This window comes from Clostridium sp. AF32-12BH (genome assembly GCF_003477935.1).
Lineage (GTDB): Bacteria > Bacillota > Clostridia > Lachnospirales > Lachnospiraceae > Brotaphodocola.
Genome location: NZ_QUEH01000017.1, coordinates 43,471 through 63,385 on the forward strand (window position 1 = coordinate 43,471; position 19,915 = coordinate 63,385).

Annotated in this window: 16 protein-coding genes and 1 pseudogene; 14 read left to right on the forward strand and 3 right to left on the reverse strand. The window is 43.2% G+C overall.

Translation table 11 applies throughout. The features are described 5' to 3' along the window. Nucleotides 1–396: 396 nt before the first annotated feature. The 3 genes from DWZ40_RS15560 to DWZ40_RS15570 are packed head-to-tail and all read right to left on the reverse strand — an operon-like array spanning nucleotide 397 to nucleotide 3,577. Complete coding sequence (locus DWZ40_RS15560; protein WP_118543809.1) at nucleotides 397–1,296, reverse strand: alpha/beta hydrolase; 900 nt, start codon at nucleotides 1,294–1,296, stop codon at nucleotides 397–399. Next, nucleotides 1,235–2,971 (reverse strand): DUF2156 domain-containing protein, encoded by a 1,737-nt coding sequence (locus DWZ40_RS15565; RefSeq protein ID WP_118543810.1) that lies wholly within the window; start codon nucleotides 2,969–2,971, stop codon nucleotides 1,235–1,237. The genes DWZ40_RS15560 and DWZ40_RS15565 overlap by 62 nt, the downstream gene beginning before the upstream one ends. Nucleotides 2,972–3,007: 36 nt before the next feature. Then, nucleotides 3,008–3,577 carry an isochorismatase family cysteine hydrolase gene (locus DWZ40_RS15570; protein WP_118543811.1) on the reverse strand — a complete coding sequence of 190 codons (570 nt, stop codon included), beginning with the start codon at nucleotides 3,575–3,577 and terminating at the stop codon, nucleotides 3,008–3,010. A gap of 319 nt (nucleotides 3,578–3,896) precedes the next feature. Between DWZ40_RS15570 and DWZ40_RS15575 the strand changes: the two genes are divergently transcribed. From DWZ40_RS15575 to DWZ40_RS15640, 14 genes and pseudogenes are all read left to right on the forward strand, one after another. Then, the gene (locus tag DWZ40_RS15575; RefSeq protein WP_347560105.1) at nucleotides 3,897–4,679 is read left to right on the forward strand and encodes a nucleoside phosphorylase; all 783 of its coding nucleotides are present in this window, start codon (nucleotides 3,897–3,899) and stop codon (nucleotides 4,677–4,679) included. Between the two features lie 142 nt (nucleotides 4,680–4,821). After that, nucleotides 4,822–5,424 (forward strand): ECF transporter S component, encoded by a 603-nt coding sequence (locus DWZ40_RS15580; protein ID WP_118543812.1) that lies wholly within the window; start codon nucleotides 4,822–4,824, stop codon nucleotides 5,422–5,424. Nucleotides 5,425–5,543: 119 nt separating this feature from the next. Then, nucleotides 5,544–6,317 carry an energy-coupling factor transporter transmembrane component T gene (locus tag DWZ40_RS15585; RefSeq protein ID WP_118543813.1) on the forward strand — a complete coding sequence of 258 codons (774 nt, stop codon included), beginning with the start codon at nucleotides 5,544–5,546 and terminating at the stop codon, nucleotides 6,315–6,317. Further along, a complete protein-coding gene (locus DWZ40_RS15590) occupies nucleotides 6,293–8,005 on the forward strand; it encodes an ABC transporter ATP-binding protein (protein WP_243035358.1) in 1,713 nt (570 codons plus the stop codon). Before DWZ40_RS15585 ends, DWZ40_RS15590 begins: the two co-directional genes overlap by 25 nt. 134 nt (nucleotides 8,006–8,139) lie before the next feature. After that, entirely contained in the window at nucleotides 8,140–9,513 is a 1,374-nt protein-coding gene (locus DWZ40_RS15595) for a sodium-dependent transporter (protein ID WP_118543815.1), read from the forward strand. 286 nt (nucleotides 9,514–9,799) lie between these two features. Continuing rightward, nucleotides 9,800–9,937: a hypothetical protein gene (locus DWZ40_RS19665; protein WP_182430507.1), complete on the forward strand. Its 138-nt coding sequence runs from the start codon at nucleotides 9,800–9,802 to the stop codon at nucleotides 9,935–9,937. A 309-nt stretch (nucleotides 9,938–10,246) separates the two neighbouring features. Further along, nucleotides 10,247–10,585 carry a hypothetical protein gene (locus DWZ40_RS15600; RefSeq protein WP_118543816.1) on the forward strand — a complete coding sequence of 113 codons (339 nt, stop codon included), beginning with the start codon at nucleotides 10,247–10,249 and terminating at the stop codon, nucleotides 10,583–10,585. 8 nt (nucleotides 10,586–10,593) lie between these two features. Continuing rightward, nucleotides 10,594–11,425, forward strand: a pseudogene (locus tag DWZ40_RS15605) (SDR family oxidoreductase). A 123-nt stretch (nucleotides 11,426–11,548) separates the two neighbouring features. Then, nucleotides 11,549–12,211, forward strand: a complete 663-nt coding sequence (locus tag DWZ40_RS15610; protein ID WP_118543817.1) for a hypothetical protein — start codon at nucleotides 11,549–11,551, stop codon at nucleotides 12,209–12,211. A 251-nt stretch (nucleotides 12,212–12,462) separates the two neighbouring features. Next, on the forward strand, nucleotides 12,463–15,483 hold the full coding sequence (locus DWZ40_RS15615; RefSeq protein ID WP_243035359.1) for a DEAD/DEAH box helicase family protein: 3,021 nt from the start codon (nucleotides 12,463–12,465) through the stop codon (nucleotides 15,481–15,483). Continuing rightward, nucleotides 15,483–17,120: a class I SAM-dependent DNA methyltransferase gene (locus DWZ40_RS15620; protein ID WP_118543818.1), complete on the forward strand. Its 1,638-nt coding sequence runs from the start codon at nucleotides 15,483–15,485 to the stop codon at nucleotides 17,118–17,120. The genes DWZ40_RS15615 and DWZ40_RS15620 overlap by 1 nt, the downstream gene beginning before the upstream one ends. A gap of 13 nt (nucleotides 17,121–17,133) precedes the next feature. Continuing rightward, on the forward strand, nucleotides 17,134–18,216 hold the full coding sequence (locus DWZ40_RS15625; protein ID WP_207664522.1) for a restriction endonuclease subunit S: 1,083 nt from the start codon (nucleotides 17,134–17,136) through the stop codon (nucleotides 18,214–18,216). A gap of 108 nt (nucleotides 18,217–18,324) precedes the next feature. Further along, nucleotides 18,325–19,311, forward strand: a complete 987-nt coding sequence (xerA, locus tag DWZ40_RS15635) for a site-specific tyrosine recombinase/integron integrase (protein ID WP_118543820.1) — start codon at nucleotides 18,325–18,327, stop codon at nucleotides 19,309–19,311. A 10-nt stretch (nucleotides 19,312–19,321) separates the two neighbouring features. Further along, the gene (locus tag DWZ40_RS15640) at nucleotides 19,322–19,885 is read left to right on the forward strand and encodes a restriction endonuclease subunit S (RefSeq protein WP_243035360.1); all 564 of its coding nucleotides are present in this window, start codon (nucleotides 19,322–19,324) and stop codon (nucleotides 19,883–19,885) included. Nucleotides 19,886–19,915 lie beyond the last annotated feature (30 nt).

Genomic DNA, 19,915 nt, shown 5'->3' on the forward strand with positions numbered 1-19,915 from the left:
AATTGTACTTTATGAAGTACAATGAAGACAACAAAAAACAAGAGAGGAAAAAATCAAAAAGAACACAAGAAGAGAAAAACAAAAATCTTCAGAACATGGAGGGCGGTCCAATGGGTTACTAAACTTTACCAGTAGAAAATCTCTTAACGAGTTTACATAGATGTAATCGAAGGAGGGAGATTCCAATGAAAGGCAGAGGTCCATAGCAATTTAAAAATGAAATAAAAAACTAAATAATAGAAAGAGAGGTTATTAAGTGAAACTTCGGGATATTTCGTAAAAGAGCTATCTGATGACGAGAAAGTCAGATAGCTCTTATTTTGTGTGCATTCCATCGGATGTGGCATTTACAGCACTTCATAGTTTTATGAAATTGTTTGCGGCTGTTATGTTTTTTCACAGATTGTTTTCTTTCAGAAAATACAGGATCTTGCCCAGACAGGTCTGTTCCTGTGAAAACAGTACGTTATGTGTCCCGCCAGTAAGCAGGCATAACTGACTATGCGGAATCTGTTCTGCCATCCATTGCGTATGGGAGGTTTTGATGAGATCACGGGTTCCGGCTATAAGAAGGACCGGAGCCTGGATTTTTTGCAGGCGGTCCGGGGAAAGCTTTGGAGAGTCTGTTAAAAGCGTGTTCATCTGCAGCTGGCTGCCGAGCTGTTGATGGAGTTTTCCGCTTGGAAGGACCCTCTGAGCCAGTGTGAGAACGCTGCCAAGCATCAGCGTTCCAAGCCGCACCGGAAATATCAGACCATGCGGCAGGGCATTGCCGCTGGCGGAGATCACTGCAAGCGTACGTTCTGGATAAAGGCTTGCAAATTCCAGGGCAATGTTGGCTCCGTCGCTGAATCCGAACAGGATGACTTTGGAAATACCAAGATGCACCAACAAGCTGGCGGCGTCGTGGGCCATGTCCTGAATGGTAAAGAATTCCTCTTTGTGTGATGCAGTGTGTCCTGCTTTGCTGCAGAGCAACTGTGAATGCCCATGTCCCCGGCTGTCCATTAGAATGACCTGATAGGATTTCTGAAGCTTGGAAGCATAGGAATGAAACACATGGTGCGACTGCTTGTTGCCATGAAGCAGCAGTATGGGAAGCCCTGCGCCGGATATTTCATAATAAAGACGTACTTCGCCTGCTTCAAAATAGCCCCGGTCGGAACGGGAATTTCGGTGTTTTCCAGATAGCAGCCCAGCAGATCCGGGTATTTGTTGGGCTGACCGCAAAATATCAGTTGTTTTTTCTTTGATCTTCCCGCTGTTTGTGCGGATCGTTTCTTGGATGTTCCTCATGATGTAATTTCCCTTTTAAAAAAGACTGCAAACCTTCACGGATTCCGTTCGGGTTCTGGATTTTTACGACTGCGTAAAACATATCCGGGGTCGGGTGCTTGGGCAGATAAATGTAGTAAGCCGGAATCCACTCTGTCGGGCTGTATTTTTCTTTGGCACGGTACAGATCCTTAAATCCGTAACAGTCATTTAGATTGTTGTAGACAAAACGCAGCAGCCGTTCAACCAGGCTCGCTTTTTCATCATCGAGTCCGGCGAGGGGAGCAACGCCAAGACTTCCGTAGTGGATGCCTTCTGAGCGGAAGGTCTGGAATGCTTCATAGATGATGGTTTCCATGACACCGCTTGGCGCATCGTTTCCGTGACGGGTGACATCAGCCATGTAGCCGTCTTTGCCAAGAAATGGGACAAAGGCAATGAAGGCAACAATTTTTCTGTCCGCATCCGTGGCGTAGAAATAGCGCTTATCCATAGGGTTATCCAGACCGGCTTTTCCCATGGTAAAAGCAAGAAGCGAGCTTTTTTTCTGACCGAGCCATTCGTTTGTCACACGTTCAAAGGCGTTTTCAATTTCCTGGTTCCGTTGTTCGAGCGGGCGGTATTCCAAAACGGTTACACCAGCCTTTTTTGCGTGGTTGATGTTCATGCGCATTTTGGCACCCTTTTTACCGCTGATCTCATAATCAGCCAGGGAAAATCGTGCTTCTTCGCCGCATTTTACATAGCCAAAGCCCTGACGCTTATATTCTTCCAGAAAGTGATCGGTAACACTTAGGAAGAAAAGCTTGTGAGCGCTTTTTTCACAGAACTCTTTAAACTCGGCAAGCAGAACCGGAAAATCCAAATCGGCGCAGACAGGATCTCCATTGACGATGATGGTATCACCGACAACTCCGTAGGGAATGACCCCGTCTACATTGCGTCCAAAGTAAAGTTGTTTGTCATCCTCTAAAGCGAGATAAGAGCAGCTGTTCTGGCTGTAGAGATTAAGCAATGTGCGGGCGTGCTGCAGATCCGATTCACGCCGGGTGGATGGGGTGAGCCATGGACGGACTGCGTAAAGCAGGGCAGCAAGAATGCAGGCCCAGCTGAACCAGAACATGACAAGCTCCAGCATGTGGGCACCATGGGAAACCGGAATGGACGCACCGTTGCCGAGAAGAATGTCGAGACTTTCTTCGAAGCTGTCGAGCAGTGTGTGCTGCCCACCGCCAAGAATCGGCGTTAAATAGTGGTAGCTGATGACTGCGTTGGCGGTGACTCCGACCAGGCTGAGCAGCAGAATCAGGAATCCGCGTTTTCGGTTGGTTTTGGAAGCCGGGCAGCAGAAGTCGGAGCGGAACCAGAAAAAGACCAGAAACAGGATCACATCGGACCCCATGCATGCAAGGGAAAACAGGTCTGAAACGTGGGGAATGTTACTCACAAAATCCAATAACAGAAGTGCCTGGGTAATGACCCGTGCGGCATGCTTCCGTTTCCAGAGCTGCATACAGAGGCAGAGCAGTACGACAGAAGAGGCACGCTGGACCATCCAGTCCATTTCCGTGGAAACTAGCAGTGCTGCTTCTGCCGGGAGATGGTGGAAAAAGCTTAAGGCGAACATTCCGAGTGACAAAAAACCCAAGATCAGAATACAAATATTTTCCACCCGGATGCGAAATGATTGTGTCATGGAGATCCTTCCTTCCTTTCTTTCATCAAAAACGGATTACTGTTGTTTCAGATATTTGCCCGTTGTCATGCATTCGGTATGGAGCGGGGCAAAGTAAGAAACGATTTTTTCTGCCTCTTTCTTGGAATCTTTGGTGAGTCCGGCAACGGCATCGGTCAGGTAGATGACTTTACATCCGGCATCGATGGCAGCGAACACGGTAGAAAGCACGCAGCATTCAGCGACTACACCGGAAATGACAATCCGGTCGGCTTTTTTGGCAGCAGCCACAACTTCCGGGATGGCAAAAGAAGAATAAACGTTCTTGCTGTAAACTGGACAGGTTTTGGTCCAGGGAAGAAATTCCGGCATCATTTCATTCAGCCATGGGTCCGCATTGACGGCGGCATTGACCTGGTTGTATTCGGCCCATACGCCTTCCGGGTGATCTGCTGCCAGATACTGGGTAAAGATGATTTTTTGTGGAGCATTGCTTTTTAAAATGCGCTGAATGGAAGCGGAAGCGGTTTCTATGCCTTCGCATGCCCACTCCTGTCCAGCGGTGTAAACATTTTGCATATCAATGACCAGAAAGAGGTCCTGGTTCTTCGATTCGGATTGCTTCATATGAGATTTCCTCCTGCTATGCGATGTTCCTTCTGCTGACCATACCGCCAGAGGAAGCTGACGGTATGGTTGGCAGAGGCATTGTTCTATAAATATAAAACACAGTATAGTTTTATCACGAAAAAAATACAAGCCCAACAGTTGTTATTTAATTAACAAACAAGCCTGTGATTACGCACTTTTCATTGACTTTACCTAAAGTTAATGCTATCTTTATCATAAATTGTTGTTAAATTCGCAATTGGGTATACATTTTGGTCATTGTTCATGGGTGAAAATTTTCTGAACTGTGACGATACATGGAAGGGAGGGTATAACATTGGAAGAAAATCAAGAAGCGCATTCCAGTGAATTACTGGATGTTCCGACTGCGAAGATGCCGCATATCCAGCTTCCGGAAAATCTGGGAATCCACTATGCCGTGCTTCCGGGTGATCCGGCAAGGGCTGAGCGGGCAGCAGGGTATCTGAAGGATGCAAAGCTGCTTGCATGGAACCGGGAGTACAAAAGTTACAGCGGTTTCTGGAATGGGGTTCCGATTCTGATCATGTCTACCGGCATGGGAGGACCTTCCATGGCGATCGCGGTGGAAGAACTGCGAAAGATTGGGGTGACGGCAGCAATCCGTATTGGAAGTTGTGGTGCACTTCAGCCAGAAGCAGGAGTCGGTGACCTGGTTATGGTCGAAGCCGCTGTGCGCGATGAGGGAACATCCCTTGGCTATGCGCCGCTCAGTTATCCGGCTGTTGCTGACCACAGGCTTTTGACTGCCTGTGAGGAAAGCGCAAGCGAGGCTGGTTACCGGTTCCACACGGGAATTGCCAGAAGTCACGACTGTTTGTATCGCGATGACAATCCGGCCATCTATGCGGACTGGGCGAAAAAAGGAGTCATGGCATCGGACATGGAGACGGCAGCACTTTTTGTAGTCGGCCGGATCCGTGGCATGAAGACGGCTTCTATTCTAAATGTCGTGGCAGCCTGCAAGGGCAATGTGGCAGAAAACATTGGCCGCTATGTGGACGGCGAGACATTGACGGCACAGGGCGAGGAGCATGAGATCCTGACGGCATTTGCGGCATTGGCAAAGCTGGACGCCTGACAGGAAACGTAACTGGAAAAATGAATTCCGGATTATCCGGTGGGCAATATGCCAAAACGGAATCCCGGATGATCCAACTGGCAATGCAACAGAACATATCGTTCCGGAAAACGGAACAAAGAAGGGAAAGGGTGTGTGAGTTATGAACAATTTATTTAAAACAAAATTTGACGCGGCAGTGATCGTGCTGATCCCGGCCTGCATCGGTATCAACTATCTTGGAAAACTGTTTGCAAGTGTGTTAAAGCTTCCGCTGTGGCTGGATTCCATCGGAACCTGCATCGGCGGCTGCCTGGGAGGTCCGATCATCGGCGCGATCTGCGGAGCAGCCAACAACCTGATCTACGGCTTTTCCGCAGGCGATAACATTACCTTAATTTATGCGCTGACCAGCCTTGGCATTGGCGCAGCCGTCGGTATTATGGCGCGTCTGGGATTTATGAAGTCCTTCCCGAAGGCAATCTTAACAGCGTGCGTAGCCGGACTTACCGCAGTTGTGATCTCCACCCCGTTAAATGTTTTATTCTGGGGCGGCACCACCGGAAATGTATGGGGCGATGCGGTATTTGCAGCAACCCAGGCAGCATCCATGCCGGTATTTTTAGGCTCCCTGTTAGATGAGGTTGTGGTTGACGTGCCGGATAAGCTCATCACCCTGATCGTGGTCTTCTTTATCTTAAAGGGACTGCCAAACAAGCTGACCACACTGTATGAGGCAAACTCCGAGATTGAAACCCTGGATTAAGTGCGAAACCGTTTTATTGAACTTAGGTGACTGGGAAGGTACTGAAACAGTTACGAGTTACGAACTTAGAAAAGGAAATGCTTCTGCCTTAAGACAGGGCAGAGGCTGGGAAATAAAACATGAAAAGTATCAGTCTTTTTGTAGATAACGGGACCTACCTGACAAAGGTGCATCCCTTCACCAAATTGATGTACATTGCCGCGGCGATCAGCATTCCGCTGATTTCCGGGTGGCTGTGGATGTTCGGCGTGTTTATCGCCGTAAGTCTTTTGGTGCTGGCGAGTGGAAAAATCTTAAAAAAGACCGTTCCGCTGATCGCGTTTTCCTTTACGATCCTGCTGACCATTTTCCTGATCCACGGATTGTTTAACCAGAAAAATGAAAACGTCTTGTTTCAGATCGGCGGTTTGAAGTTTTACCGGGAGGGCATGTTGTATGCCCTCCGTATTGGTCTTAATATCTTAAACATGCTGCTTTCCTTCGCGGTATTCGTTCTTTCCACCAAACCGTCCGAATTTGTGGATGAACTGGAAAAGCGCGGATTTTCCCCGCGGTTTGGCTATATCGTTACTTCGGTATTCCAGATCATCCCGCAGATGATGGGAACCATGAACACGATCATGGATGCACAGCGGAGCCGCGGACTCGAGACCGAAGGAAACTTAAGAACCCGTGCCAGGGCATTTCTTCCGCTGATCTCTCCGGTGGTCATGAGCTCCCTGATCAATACCAGAGAGCGTGCCATTGCCCTGGAGGTGCGCGGATTTGGCGCTGGTAAGAAGAAAACCTGGCTGGCAGAGCGGACCCCGCATAAGGGTGACCGTGCGGTCACAATTTTGCTCGGACTCTGCATTCTGGCGGCTGTGGTATGGAGGATCGTAGGATGTCTGTGATAACCGTTGAAAAATTACGTTACCGTTATCCCCACACAAAGGAACTGGCGCTCGATGGCATTGATTTTTCGGTGGAAAAGGGCGAGTTCATCGGCATCATCGGGGAAAACGGAGCCGGAAAAAGTACACTGAGCCAGGCGATTATGGGGCTGGTTCCGCAGTTTTATAAGGGCGCCTACGGCGGTAAGGTCATGGTGGACGGGCTCGAAGCTGGGAAAACTCCGGTGGCACAGCTTTGCGGCCATGTGGGACTGGTATTCCAGAACCCGTTTAACCAGCTGTCCGGCGCGAAAGACAATGTTTACGAAGAAGTGGCATTCGGTATGCAGAACCTTGGCGTTCCGGCCGAAGAAATGAAAAAGCGGGTCGAGGAGGCCTTAAAGCTTCTGGATATCTGGCAGTACCGGGACCGCAATCCGTTTGATCTGTCCGGCGGTCAGATGCAGCGTGTCGCCATCGCCAGTGTGCTGGTTATGCGGCCGGATGTCATGATCTTAGATGAGCCGACGTCGCAGCTGGACCCGCAGGGAAGCGATGAGGTCTTCCAGGCAGTCGAAAAGCTGACGAACTCCGGCATCACCATTTTGATGATCGAGCAGAAAATCGAAAAAATGGCAGCTTACTGTGACCGGATCTTACTGCTTCACAAGGGAAAGCAGATTGCATTTGACACGCCGCAGAAAGTATTCTCCCTGAAAAACCTGGAAGAGTACGGAATCCTGGCACCGGCATTTACCCGTATCTGTAAGGCAGAGCAGGTGACACTGCCGGGTGGAACCTATCCGGTGACGGTGGAAGAGGCTGCCGGGGTGCTGAAAGCGAAGCACGGAAGCGTAGGGAATGCCGGGAATGCGGAAGATGGAAAAAGCGTGGAAAAAGCCGGAAATGTGGAAACAGAGCAGTTTTGTATCGAAAACCTCGATTTCGCCTACCTGGCCGACGTTCCGGTCATCAAAGCACTGAATATGAAACTGGACAAGCGTCCGACTGCCATCATCGGTCAGAACGGCGCCGGAAAAACCACACTGGTGAAACTTTTAAAGGGCTTGTTAAAGCCGGTCTCCGGAAGCATTTATTTCCATGGGGAAGATATTTCTGGCAAGACCGTGGCTATGCTGGCTGGCAATGTCGGATATGTCTTCCAGAACCCGGATGACCAGATTTTTAAATACAACGTGATGGATGAGATCCTGTTTGGCCCGTTAAATATCGGCATGGACCCGGAGCGTGCGAAAAAAGAAGCAGAGCGGGCACTGGAACTGACCGGACTAAAAGGAAAAGAGAAGGAGAACCCGTATGATCTGGAACTTTACGAGCGGAAGATGACGGCGATTGCCTCCGTCCTCGCCATGGATACCGATGTGCTGATCTTAGATGAGCCGACCATCGCCCAGGACTGGAAGGGCAGACAGATCATCGGCGGCATCATCCGGAGCCTGGCAGAACGCGGAAAGCTGGTCATCGCCATTCTCCATGACATGGATTTTGTGGCAGAAAACTTCGAGCGCGTCATCATCATGGCACACGGACAGGTGCTGGCCGATGGAACCGCAAAAGAGGTGTTTGCCCAGGAAGAAGCACTTCAGAAGGCCCGTTTGCAAAAGCCGTATGTGATGCAGCTTTGCGAGGCGCTTGGATATGAGAAGAGTTACTTGACTGTGGAAGAAATCCTAAAGGACCAGAAATAATCCTTCTTTAACAAATGAGCATTTAAGAAATGAAAGCGATATTTTCAAAACCCCTGCTTGATGCAGGGGTTTTCTTGTGGTATAATTTCCAAATATCCGCTTATAGTTTATTAATTAAAGGAGTTTATTATCTTATGAGCAAAAAACATACGAAGCGAAGCAGCTTCTCCGGAAAGCTCGGTTTCGTGCTTTCTGCGGCAGGCGCTTCGGTAGGACTGGGAAACATCTGGCGTTTCCCGTATCTGGCAGCAAAATATGGCGGCGGCATCTTTCTGCTGATCTACATTCTGCTGGCATTAACCTTTGGCTACACCATGATCGTGGCAGAGACATCCATCGGCCGCATGACGAAAAAGAGTCCGGTTGGTGCATACCATACGTTCGGAAAGTCTGGCTGGTTTTCCTTTGGCGGCTGGATCAATGCGGTGATCCCGATTCTGATCGTTCCTTATTATTCCGTGATCGGTGGCTGGGTTATCCGGTATTTGTTTGGATATCTGACCGGGCAGGGGGCGCAGCTTGCGGAGAATGGCAATTTTTCCGCATTTATTTCGAATGGGGCAGCAACGGAAATCTGTTTTATTGCATTTGCATTTTTCACCCTGTTTATTATCTATGCGGGTGTGAGAAACGGAATTGAACGTGTATCTAAGTTTATGATGCCGATCCTGATCGTGCTGTCCGTTATCATTGCAGGTTATTCCATGACCAGACCGGGGGCAGGCGCAGGAATCAAATATTTCCTGGTGCCGAATGTAGAAAACTTTTCCTGGATGACCGTGGTGACAGCCATGGGACAGATGTTCTATTCCCTGTCCATTGCCATGGGAATCCTGATCACGTTTGGTTCTTATATGAAGCGCGATGTTTCGATTGAAGCATCCACCGGAAATGTAGAGGTATTTGATACCGCGATTGCCATTATGGCAGGACTGATGATCATTCCGGCGGTGTTCGCATTTACCGGCGGTGATCCGGATACTCTGCAGGCAGGACCGGCGCTGATGTTCATCACCATTCCGAAAGTATTCGCAAGCATGGGCTTTGGAAGTATTGCAGGCGTCTTATTCTTCCTGTTGGTACTCTTTGCGGCAGTTACCAGTTCTATCGCGCTGACGGAGAGTGCAGTGTCTACTTTTGAGGACGAGCTTGGCTGGAGCCGGAAAAAGGCTACGGTCATGATCGGCGGCATTATGCTGGTACTTGGAACACTTTCCTGCCTGGGATACGGTCCGTTAGCAAATGTAACCATCATAGGTATGCAGTTTCTGGATTTCTTTGATTTCCTGACCAACTCGGTCATGATGCCGATCGCAGCAATCGCAACCTGTCTTCTGGTGTCCAGAGTCATTGGAATCAAACGGATCGAAGAAGAGGTGCTCCATGGGGAAGGCAAATTCCACAGAAAGCAGGTCTTCAACATCATGGTGCAGTACCTGTGCCCGGTATTTGCAGTCATTATCCTGATCAGCTCTGTGGCCAATGCGTTTGGGTGGATCTCGATGTAATTTCTATGTAATTGAATTTAGAATCCCCGTTGCTGTGTGCGCGTGCATGCATGGCAACGGGGATTTTTTTCATTGCATTGCATATTGGAGAGGTGCAGGTGGCGTGTCTGCTGATTCTGTCTGGAAATTGCAGAAAAGTTAGGAAAACGCAAAAGAAAATTGCGGGGTTATAAAGAAACTGTTATCAAGTCATACAGAACCCGTTAAGGGTCATGAAAACCTATTCCCATTTGTCTCATCTCTGAATAAAATACCAGAGGAGACAAAAAAGAAAGGGGATATGGGAATGTTCACATTATTGATCCTGATTATTTATGCAATCATCGGAGGCGTATCGACACTGGCTATGGTCATTGGAATTCCGGGTGTACTCGGCTGGAAAATTTACCGGAAGGTGAAGTACCATATTCCGATCATGAAATAAATGTGAATAAGAAAAATATAAAGCTGGCAGCATGTTTCGATTTTCGGGGGAACATGTCGCCGGCTTTTAAAATACTTGAATGTTAATGCGTCAGCCCTGTTTATTACTTAAAATTCCGATTTCAGCATTTCGGCAAATTCTTCGATGTAGTATCCGGAATTGTCTTTCTTCCAAAAGGCGCAGTAGGTTTTTGTAACAGGTTCCTGGTTTCACTTATCTGATTGAAAAGATCAGAAGAACTATAGTAGAAGCACAACAAGCTTACGCAACGTGAAAGCAGGAAACGAAAATTATGAGGAGGAAGTTACAATGAGCAAAAATCTTATTATCTACTATTTACGCAAGGGTGAAAATTACGTGAACGGCCGCATTGTCAAGCTAGCAAAAGGAAATACCGAGATCTGCGCAGAATATATTCAGAAGGCAGTAGGTGGTGACCTGTTTGAGGTAAGCACGACAGAAGCTTGCAGCGATGATTATAACGAATGCATTGAACAGGCCAAGCAGGAACTTAAGCGTCATGCCAGACCAGAGTTAGCAGCATATCTGGATGATATCTCCGGCTATGATCATGTGTTTGTACTGGGACCATGCTGGTGGGGAACTTACCCGATGGCGGTCTTTTCCTTGCATGTCGGAGAGGAGTAAGCGTGAAGATGAAAGAGGTAATGATTTTAACCTGGGCATGTCAGATTGGCATGGCGATTGCCCGGAGAATGGGATATGGAAAGAAAATCATCGTTGGTGATAAGAACCTGGAGCATGCGCAGAACATTTCTAAAATTTTGAATGATGCCGGATTCGATGCAAGAGTCTGTTTGGATGGATTTATCGTCGCGGACATCTATTTTGCAGATGATCGAAACAGCACGGCAGTATGGCGAAATTTCCATGCTGGTCAATGTAATGGGTGTTTCCCCAAGCCAGGCATCCATCGAAACGATTCTAAAGGTGGATCTGTATGGTACCGCAGTACTTTTAGAAGAAGTCGGAAAGGTAATTCGAAAAGGCGGCGTAGGTGTTACTATTTCCAGCCAGTTTGGCTGGAGAATGCCAGCACTTACTCCAGAGGAAGATGAGCTGCTTGCGACCACACCGGCAGAAGAATTACTGGCACTGCCGATGCTTCAGGTGGGGCAGATCAAGGACACTCTGCATGCGTACCAGCTGGCGAAGCGCTGTAATGAAAAGCGTACCATGGCAGAGTCTGTAAAATGGGGAGAGCGTGGTGCGCGGATCAATGCAATCGCACCGGGCATTATCGTAACACCGCTTGCAATCGATGAGTTCAACGGCCCCGTGCGGCGATTTTTACAAAAACATGTTTGCGAAATGTCCGGCAGGCCGTCCGGGAACATCAGATGAAGTAGCCAATGTCGCAGAACTCCTGATGAGTGAGAAAGGTGCATTCATTACGGGTTCCACGTTTCTGATTGACGGTGGGCAACATCCAGTTATTATTACGGGCTGTTGAAGCCGGGACGATAGTTTTTATTGTTTTACTTGGAAATAGAAAATGATTGATCTATAATGTGGGAAGAAAAGACGTAAGATAATACGGAAGTAAAATGCAAAGTATTATGACAAAGTACATTAAGGATGATAACAGCCATGACTATGACAGGAGCGCAAGCGAAACTGTTTACCAAACTTAGGACGCTGGATCCCGGTGTGATTGAGGATGGTTTGCCAAATGAGACCGAATATTTATCGGCCGCTACCCGTATCATGTATGTGCTAAAAGAGGTAAATGGCGGATCCGGCTGGAGCCTCTGCGAGCATTTGCGACATGGCGGAAGACAGCAGGAACACGATGCCACATGGGATAATATCGCAAGGTGGACGCAGGGAATTTTCAGTCTTCCAAAGGAACTTTCGTGGGAACAGTTAGAGCATGATTGCAGAACACGGAGAGAGCAGATGCTTCCTAAAATCTGTGCAGTGAATGTAAAGAAAACATCTGGAAGCTATGTGTCGAATGGGAAAGAGGTCTATACGGAAGCTTTAAATAATGCCGGTATTCTGAAACAGCAGCTGGATCTTTACCAGCCGGATTTTGTGATCTGCTGCGGGACAGAGCATGCTTTTGTGGATGCGTGTTTTCCGGGTGAGTCCATTGAATGGAAGATGACGACACGGGGAATCGGGTATTTTGTAGATGATAAAAGGCTGGTTATTTCCTTTTCGCATCCAGCGGCCCGTGTGAAAGACTGCTATTTGTATTATGCGCTGCTGGATGCGGTGCGGGAAATTCTACATCTGTCTGTACGTTAAATGTTTCGTATGTAGTTGGTGGAATTACGGTAATCACGGTACTTTCCACCATGATGGACGGATTTGTGATCAATATGCTGTAGAGTTATGAATGACCCTGACGAGAGAGAAAAATCTCTGGTCAGGGTCATTTTTATTTTTGATTCCAAAGGGAAAAGGGGTGGCGGCGATTCGAATATACGTTTATAATGAAATCAGGATAAATATACTTAGGATTCTTGCAAGAAATAATGATGTATAGGAGATGGTTTATGTTTATGGAGAGACCGGAAGATTCAAGAGTAAAGATTCCGGCACTTGTACATTTTACAAGGCTTGGATATACTTATATGTCAATTAAAGATAAAGAATGTAATGTGGACTATGACGGAGATACAAATATTTTTTACGGGAAATTTTTATCTGCCATAAATAGAATTAATCAGGCTGATTTTACCCTTGATGATGCTAAGAAAATTATTGATGAAATAAAGATAAAACTGGATAATGAGGATTTAGGCAAATCATTTTTTAATATTCTGCAGTCAGGAATAAACGATATAAAGTTAATTGATTTTGATGATGAGAGTGGATTACAGAATGACTACACAGTAGTAACGGAACTTCCATACGAGAATGGTGATGATAATTTCAGACCTGATATTACTGTATTAATAAATGGAATGCCGTTATCATTTATCGAGGTAAAGCGTCAGAATAATAGAGAAGGCATTCTTACGGAGCGTAACCGCATGGAAAGACGCTTTGGTAATAAAATCTATCGTAAATTTGTGGGAATCACGCAGTTTACTGTGTTTTCTAATAATAATGAGTATGATGATTCTGATATCGAACCGATACAGGGGGCATTTTATGCTTCCAGCAGCTATACCAGAATGTTTTTTAGTAAATTTAGGGAGCAGAGAGTAGAAGAGCTGAGGGCGAAAATGAAAGCTATAGATACTGATGATGAAGCTTTTATTTTGTCAGATACGAATCTTATTGCAATTAAAGGAACACCTGAATATACATCTTCTATAAATGAGGATTCGCCGACAAATCGTATTATTACATCTTTATATACAAAAGGCAGACTATTATTTTTATTGAAATATGGGATCTGTTATAAGACCACTACGAATAAAGATGGAATTACGCAGATAGAGAAACATATTATGCGTTACCCTCAGATGTTTGCAACTATGGCAATACGTGATAAGTTACGTGAAGGCATCAGAAAGGGTGTTATCTGGCATACACAGGGCAGCGGAAAAACAGCATTGGCATACTCTAATGTAAGATATTTGACCGATTATTTCAGCAAAGAAGAAGGAAAAATTGCAAAGTTTTATTTTATAGTAGACAGATTGGATCTGGCAGAACAGGCAAAAAGTGAATTTGAAGCCAGAGGTCTTAACGTCAAGATGATAAAGGACAAGAAACAGTTTGTAAATGATATAATCAATCCGGGAGAGTCAAATACAAGTGGTAAAACTACGATGACTGTGCTTAATATACAGAAGTTCTCGAAAGAATCAGTGACAAAGCCTGCTGATTATAATGTCAATGTACAGAGAATTTATTTTTTGGATGAGGCACATCGTAGCTATAATCCAACAGGTTCATTTCTCGCTAACCTGATGTCATCGGATAGAAATGCGGTAATGATAGCGTTGACAGGAACGCCATTGATCGGAGAAGGCTATAATACAAAAGATGTGTTTGGAAATTATATTCATAAATATTATTATAATCAGTCCATTGCAGATGGTTATACGTTAAAACTGATTCGGGAAGAGATAGAAACTACATATAAGAACCAGATGAACGATACGCTGGATCAGATTGTAAGACAGGGAAGTATTGTAAAGAAAGAGTTGTATGCTCATCCTAAATTTGTTGAGAAGATGGTTGAATATATTGTACATGATTTTGGAGAAGGCAGAAATGCACTGGATTCTTCTATCGGTGCAATGATTGTATGTGATTCTTCTGAGCAGGCAAGAGAAGTTGATAAGCAATTGAATCGCTTTTCAGCGTATACTCATGCACTAATACTTCATGATGAGGGAACAAAACAGGACAGAAAAGACGAGCAAGAAGAATTTAAAAAGGGTAATATTGATATTCTTGTTGTTTATAATATGCTTCTGACAGGTTATGATGCCCCTAGGTTAAAGAAACAGTATCTTGCCAGAATGATTAAGGCCCATAATTTATTACAGACTTTGACAAGGGTAAACCGACCTTACAAAGGGTATCATTATGGATATGTTGTTGATTTTGCAAATATTAAGGATGAGTTTGATAAGACGAATAAAGCCTATTTTGATGAACTTCAGTCAGAACTAGGAGATGAAGTTCAGAATTACAGCAATATCTTTAAGAGCAAGGAAGAGATTGAAAAAGATTTAAACGAGGTCAAAAATCAATTATTTCTGTATGATACAAGTAATGTGGTTAGTTTTATTAACCAGATTAATGCGATTGATGATAAGAGGCAGCTACTTGACTTACGGCAGGCATTAGAGAATTACAAAGTAATGTATAACCTGATACGGTTATATGGCTATGAAGATCTGTACGAACACTTTAATGTTGAGAATGCGATTAAATGTTTGAATGAGGTCAATAACAGAATCAGTATTGTAAACTTGAAGAATAGCATTAATTCTTCGGAAGATATGACACAGGTGCTTAATATGGCACTTGACCAGATTGATTTTCAGTTCCGTAAGATCAAAGAAGAAGAGCTTCTGATAGCTGATGCGTTTAGAGATACGCTGGAAAAAACAAGGAGAGAGATTGTGGACAGATGCCTTGATCCAAAAGATCCGGAGTACATATCACTTCTTGATGAATTGAAGAGAGTCTTCAAAAAGAAAAATATTGAAGAACTCACAGCAGATGAAATGAGGCAGATGATGGGTGAACTGGGTTCATTGCGGAAGAAAGCAGAGAAACGCAATCTTGCAGATCGGATGCTTGCAGCAAAGTATTCCGGAGATGTTAAATATATGAGAACTCATAAAAGGATAATGGGAAGTCCACCACCGATAGCAGATGCGATTACTGTACATAGAATTTTAATGACAGTTAAGTCTGAGGCTGATGACCAGATAGCTCATAATGAAAACATCCTTGATAATGAGGATTACTTTATGAAATCCTTGCAGCCTATCATTTTAAAGGCATGCTTAGGAGAAAATGTGAAGATAGAACGGCAGCAAATTCTATTTATAGATAATTGTCTGTCAAAAGAATATATATCAGAAAGGGATTGGGTATCCTGATGACAACAGAAACAATAATAGCAAATACAAAACAGATGATTGATGACTTAAAAACCGTATGTGCCAACTTTGGACTTGGCAATGCCAGTAGTGAGTATAAAATCATTACAGAAATCTTCCTGTATAAATTTTTGAATGACAAGTTCCTTTATGAGGTTCGACAAGCAGATGAAAAATTGAAAGATTCCAAGAATATTGAGCAGGCATTAAACGATATGTCAGATGATGATTATGAAATGCTTATGATGCTGTTACCGCCAGCAACTGCAAAACTGAAAAGAGAGCATTTTATTTCATATCTGTTCAACCATAAAAATGATGATAAGTTCAATGGATTGTTTGATGCAACCTTATGGGATATTTCTAATACGAACCTTGATGTGTTTTCAGTGAGTACCGGCTCAGGAGATAAGATTCGTTTATTTGATCAGAATTTATCACTCAATGTAACAGAGTCTAATCGTAGATCTGACTTCTGCAAGGCGATGATTGATAAGCTTGTTACTTTCAGTTTTGCAGATGCATTTTCACAGAAATATGATTTTTTTGCAACTATATTTGAGTATCTGATTAAGGATTACAACAAAGACTTTGGCAAGTATGCCGAGTATTATACACCACATTCCATAGCAAGCATTATAGCAAGAATTATGGTTCCACAAGGAACTCAGAATGTTACAGTATATGATCCGGCAGCAGGTTCAGGAACGCTTGTATTGGCACTTGCACATGAAATAGGCGAGAATAATTGTACAATATATACACAGGATATTTCCCAGAAATCAAATGAATTTCTGCGCCTGAATCTTATTCTGAATAATCTTGTACATTCACTCGGTCACGTAGTGCATGGTGACACATTATTATCACCGCAGCACTTGAATCGACAGAAGAATGGATTGATGAAGTTTGACTATATCGTCAGCAATCCACCTTTTAATGTGGATTTTTCAGATAATAGAGATACATTGGCAGGAGAAACTTATAAGGAAAGATTCTGGGCGGGAGTGCCAAAAGTCCCTAATAAGAAAAAAGACAGTATGGCAATTTATCAGATGTTTCTTCAGCACATAATTTTTTCCATGAAGGAGAATAATGGCAGAGCTGCAATTGTTGTGCCGACAGGATTCTTAACAGCAGGAACGGGCATACCAAAGACAATACGAGAGCGTATAGTGAAAAAACAAATGTTACGAGGTGTTGTATCCATGCCAAGTAATATTTTTGCAACAACAGGTACAAATGTATCCGTTGTATTTCTTGACAATACAAAGAAATATGACAAAGCGATACTTATGGATGCTTCCAAACTGGGAACTAAGGTTAAGGTAGATGGCAAAAATCAGAGAACGGTACTTTCTGATGAAGAAATTAAGGATATTATTAATACTTTCAATAATTTTGAAGCGAAAGATGATTTCTCTGTTGTTGTAGATTATGACAAGATAGAGCAGAAGAAGTGTTCTTTTAGTGCCGGGCAGTACTTTGAAGTAAAGATTGAGTATGTAGAACTGACACAGGAAGAGTTTCGGGCAAAAATGAATGATTATACGGATAAACTGACAGAATTATTTGATGAGGGTAATGCTTTGCAGGCGGAGATTCTGGAACAGTTGAAGAAGGTGAAGTATGAATAGCAGAAGAGTCAGATTGGCAGATATTGCAGAATTAACAGTAGGATATGTTGGAAATATGGCGAAGCAGTATAAAGATAAAGGTGTCAAATTTCTCCGTTCTCTTAATATAAAGCCATTTCATATTGTTGAAGATGATCTGAAGTATATATCAAAAGAATTCTGTGAATCATTGAAAAAATCAATTCTTCATGAGAACGATTTGATTATAGTAAGAACTGGATTACCAGGGACATGTTGTGTTGTACCAAAAGATTATGAGGGTTCTAATTGTGCTGATGTAGTACTTGTGCGACCTAATCTTAAATTGGTTAACTCACATTACTTAGCAGCCTATATCAATGTGTGGGGCAAGAAGCAGGTAGAAAATAATAAAGTTGGTGCTATTCAGAAACATTTCAATGTAAAAGCTGCGGAAGAAATGTTAATTGATTTACCTGATTTAGAGACTCAAAATAGAGTGGCTAAAATAATATGTGATTTGAACGATAAAATTATGAATAATGAAAAGGTAAATGATTATTTAGAGCAACAGGCATTGTTGATTTTTAGACATATGTTTCAGAATATATCTTATGGCTTAAACCATGTAGGTGATTATATTACACCCAGACGAGGAACAGCACTTTTATCTAAAGATGCAATACCAGGTTGCATTCCAGTTATTGCCGGAGGATTAGTGCCTGCGACTTATCACAATGTGGCAAATACTATTGCTCCCGTGTTAACTATATCTGGATCTGGTGCAAACGCAGGTTATATTAACATCTGGCATGATTCTGTTTGGTCATCCGACTCATCATATATTGATTATGGTATGACAACAAATGTGTACTTCTGGTATGCTTTCTTAAAGTTACGTCAGCAAGACATTTTTGATATACAAACGGGTTCTGCGCAGCCACATATTTATCCCAAACACATAGCTGAATTATCAATAGGCAATCTGGATAAAGCCAACGTAAAAACATATACGTCAAAAGTAACACCTCTTTTTACAAGGGCCGGAGCTAATATCCGTGAAAATATTGAATTAAAACGGCTTCGCGATTGGCTTCTCCCAATGCTTATGAATGGTCAAGCCACCATCGAAGATTGATACGTTAAATAATCATTTATAATAATAGAAAAATTAACTCTTGAAAGTGGCGAGAGCAAATCATAGAACTCCACTTCATGGTGGTTCTCACGTATAAAGGAGAAACACATGAAAGAAAAAATAATAACGGAAATTATCAATGCGATGCTTCCGTCACTTAATAATGGACAATTAAAAAAATTGAAAGATGTATTAGAGGTAAATTTATATAATGTTGCCATTGTGACTAGAAAAGACGAAGAGAATGAACAGGAAATACAGGATTATTTGGAGATATTTTTATCTGCGAAGAGAATAGAGGGATGTTCAGAGAAGACTTTAACATATTATAGGAATACCATTCAGCAAATGATGGAAAGTATCGGAAAAACGGTATGCACAATTGACACGGAAGATCTTCGAACATATCTATCGAAATATCAGGCAGAAAAGGAATCGAGTAAGGTGACGATTGATAATATTAGAAGAATATTTTCAAGTTTCTTTGCATGGTTGGAAGATGAGGATTATATTATAAAAAGTCCTGTACGCAGAATACATAGAATTAAGTCGGCTAGCGTGATTAAGGAGACATATACAGATGAACAATTGGAAACAATGAGAGATAATTGTGCCAATCTCAGAGATTTGGCTTTAATTGATATACTTGCGTCAACAGGAATGAGAGTAGGAGAACTTGTTTTACTGAACAGAGATGATATTTCATTTGAGGAAAGAGAATGTGTAGTGTTTGGTAAAGGAGATAAAGAACGAATGGTGTATTTTGATGCGAGAACGAAGTTGCATTTACAGAATTATCTTGATTCGAGAACAGACAACGAGAATGCCTTATTCGTATCGCTAAAAGCACCATATAAGCGAATGAAAATAGGGGGTATTGAGGTACGTCTTCGTGAAATGGGAAAACGATTGAATATAGACAAAGTTCACCCTCATAAATTTAGAAGAACATTAGCAACTGTAGCTATAGACAAAGGAATGCCTATAGAACAGTTGCAAAAATTGCTGGGACATCAACGAATCGATACAACCTTGCAATATGCAATGGTTAAACAGAGTAATGTGAAAATTGCTCATAGAAAATATATTGGATAGGAGAACATCAATGAGGATTGTAAAACTTAAAGATATATCCGAATTAAAAACAGGTCCCTTTGGTACACAGTTTAGTGCAAGTGAGTATGCTACAGAAGGAATACCGGTGATTAATGTCAAGAATATTGGCTACGGAAATATTCTTGTTTCAGGACTTGATTATATAAGCAAAAATACATTAGAAAGGTTGTCGGAACATAAACTACAAGAGGGAGATATTGTATTTGGGAGAAAAGGTTCTGTTGACAGACATTGTTTGATTCGCAAGGGACAAAATGGATGGATGCAGGGTTCGGATTGCATTCGTGTTCGTTTTACAGATGACGCTATTTATCCTGAATTTGTTTCGTATTATTTATTAACTGATGCAGTAAAAATGAAGATAAATAATTCCGCAGTAGGTTCAACTATGGCATCATTGAATACAGATATTTTGGGTGATATTGATATTAATTTGCCGGATTACGAGGAGCAAAAAAGGATAGCATTGATTTTAGGTACAATCGATAAAAAAATAAGCAATAATAATCGAATAAATGATTATTTAACGTATCAATCTTCGATGGTGGCTTGACCATTCATAAGCATTGGGAGAAGCCAGTCA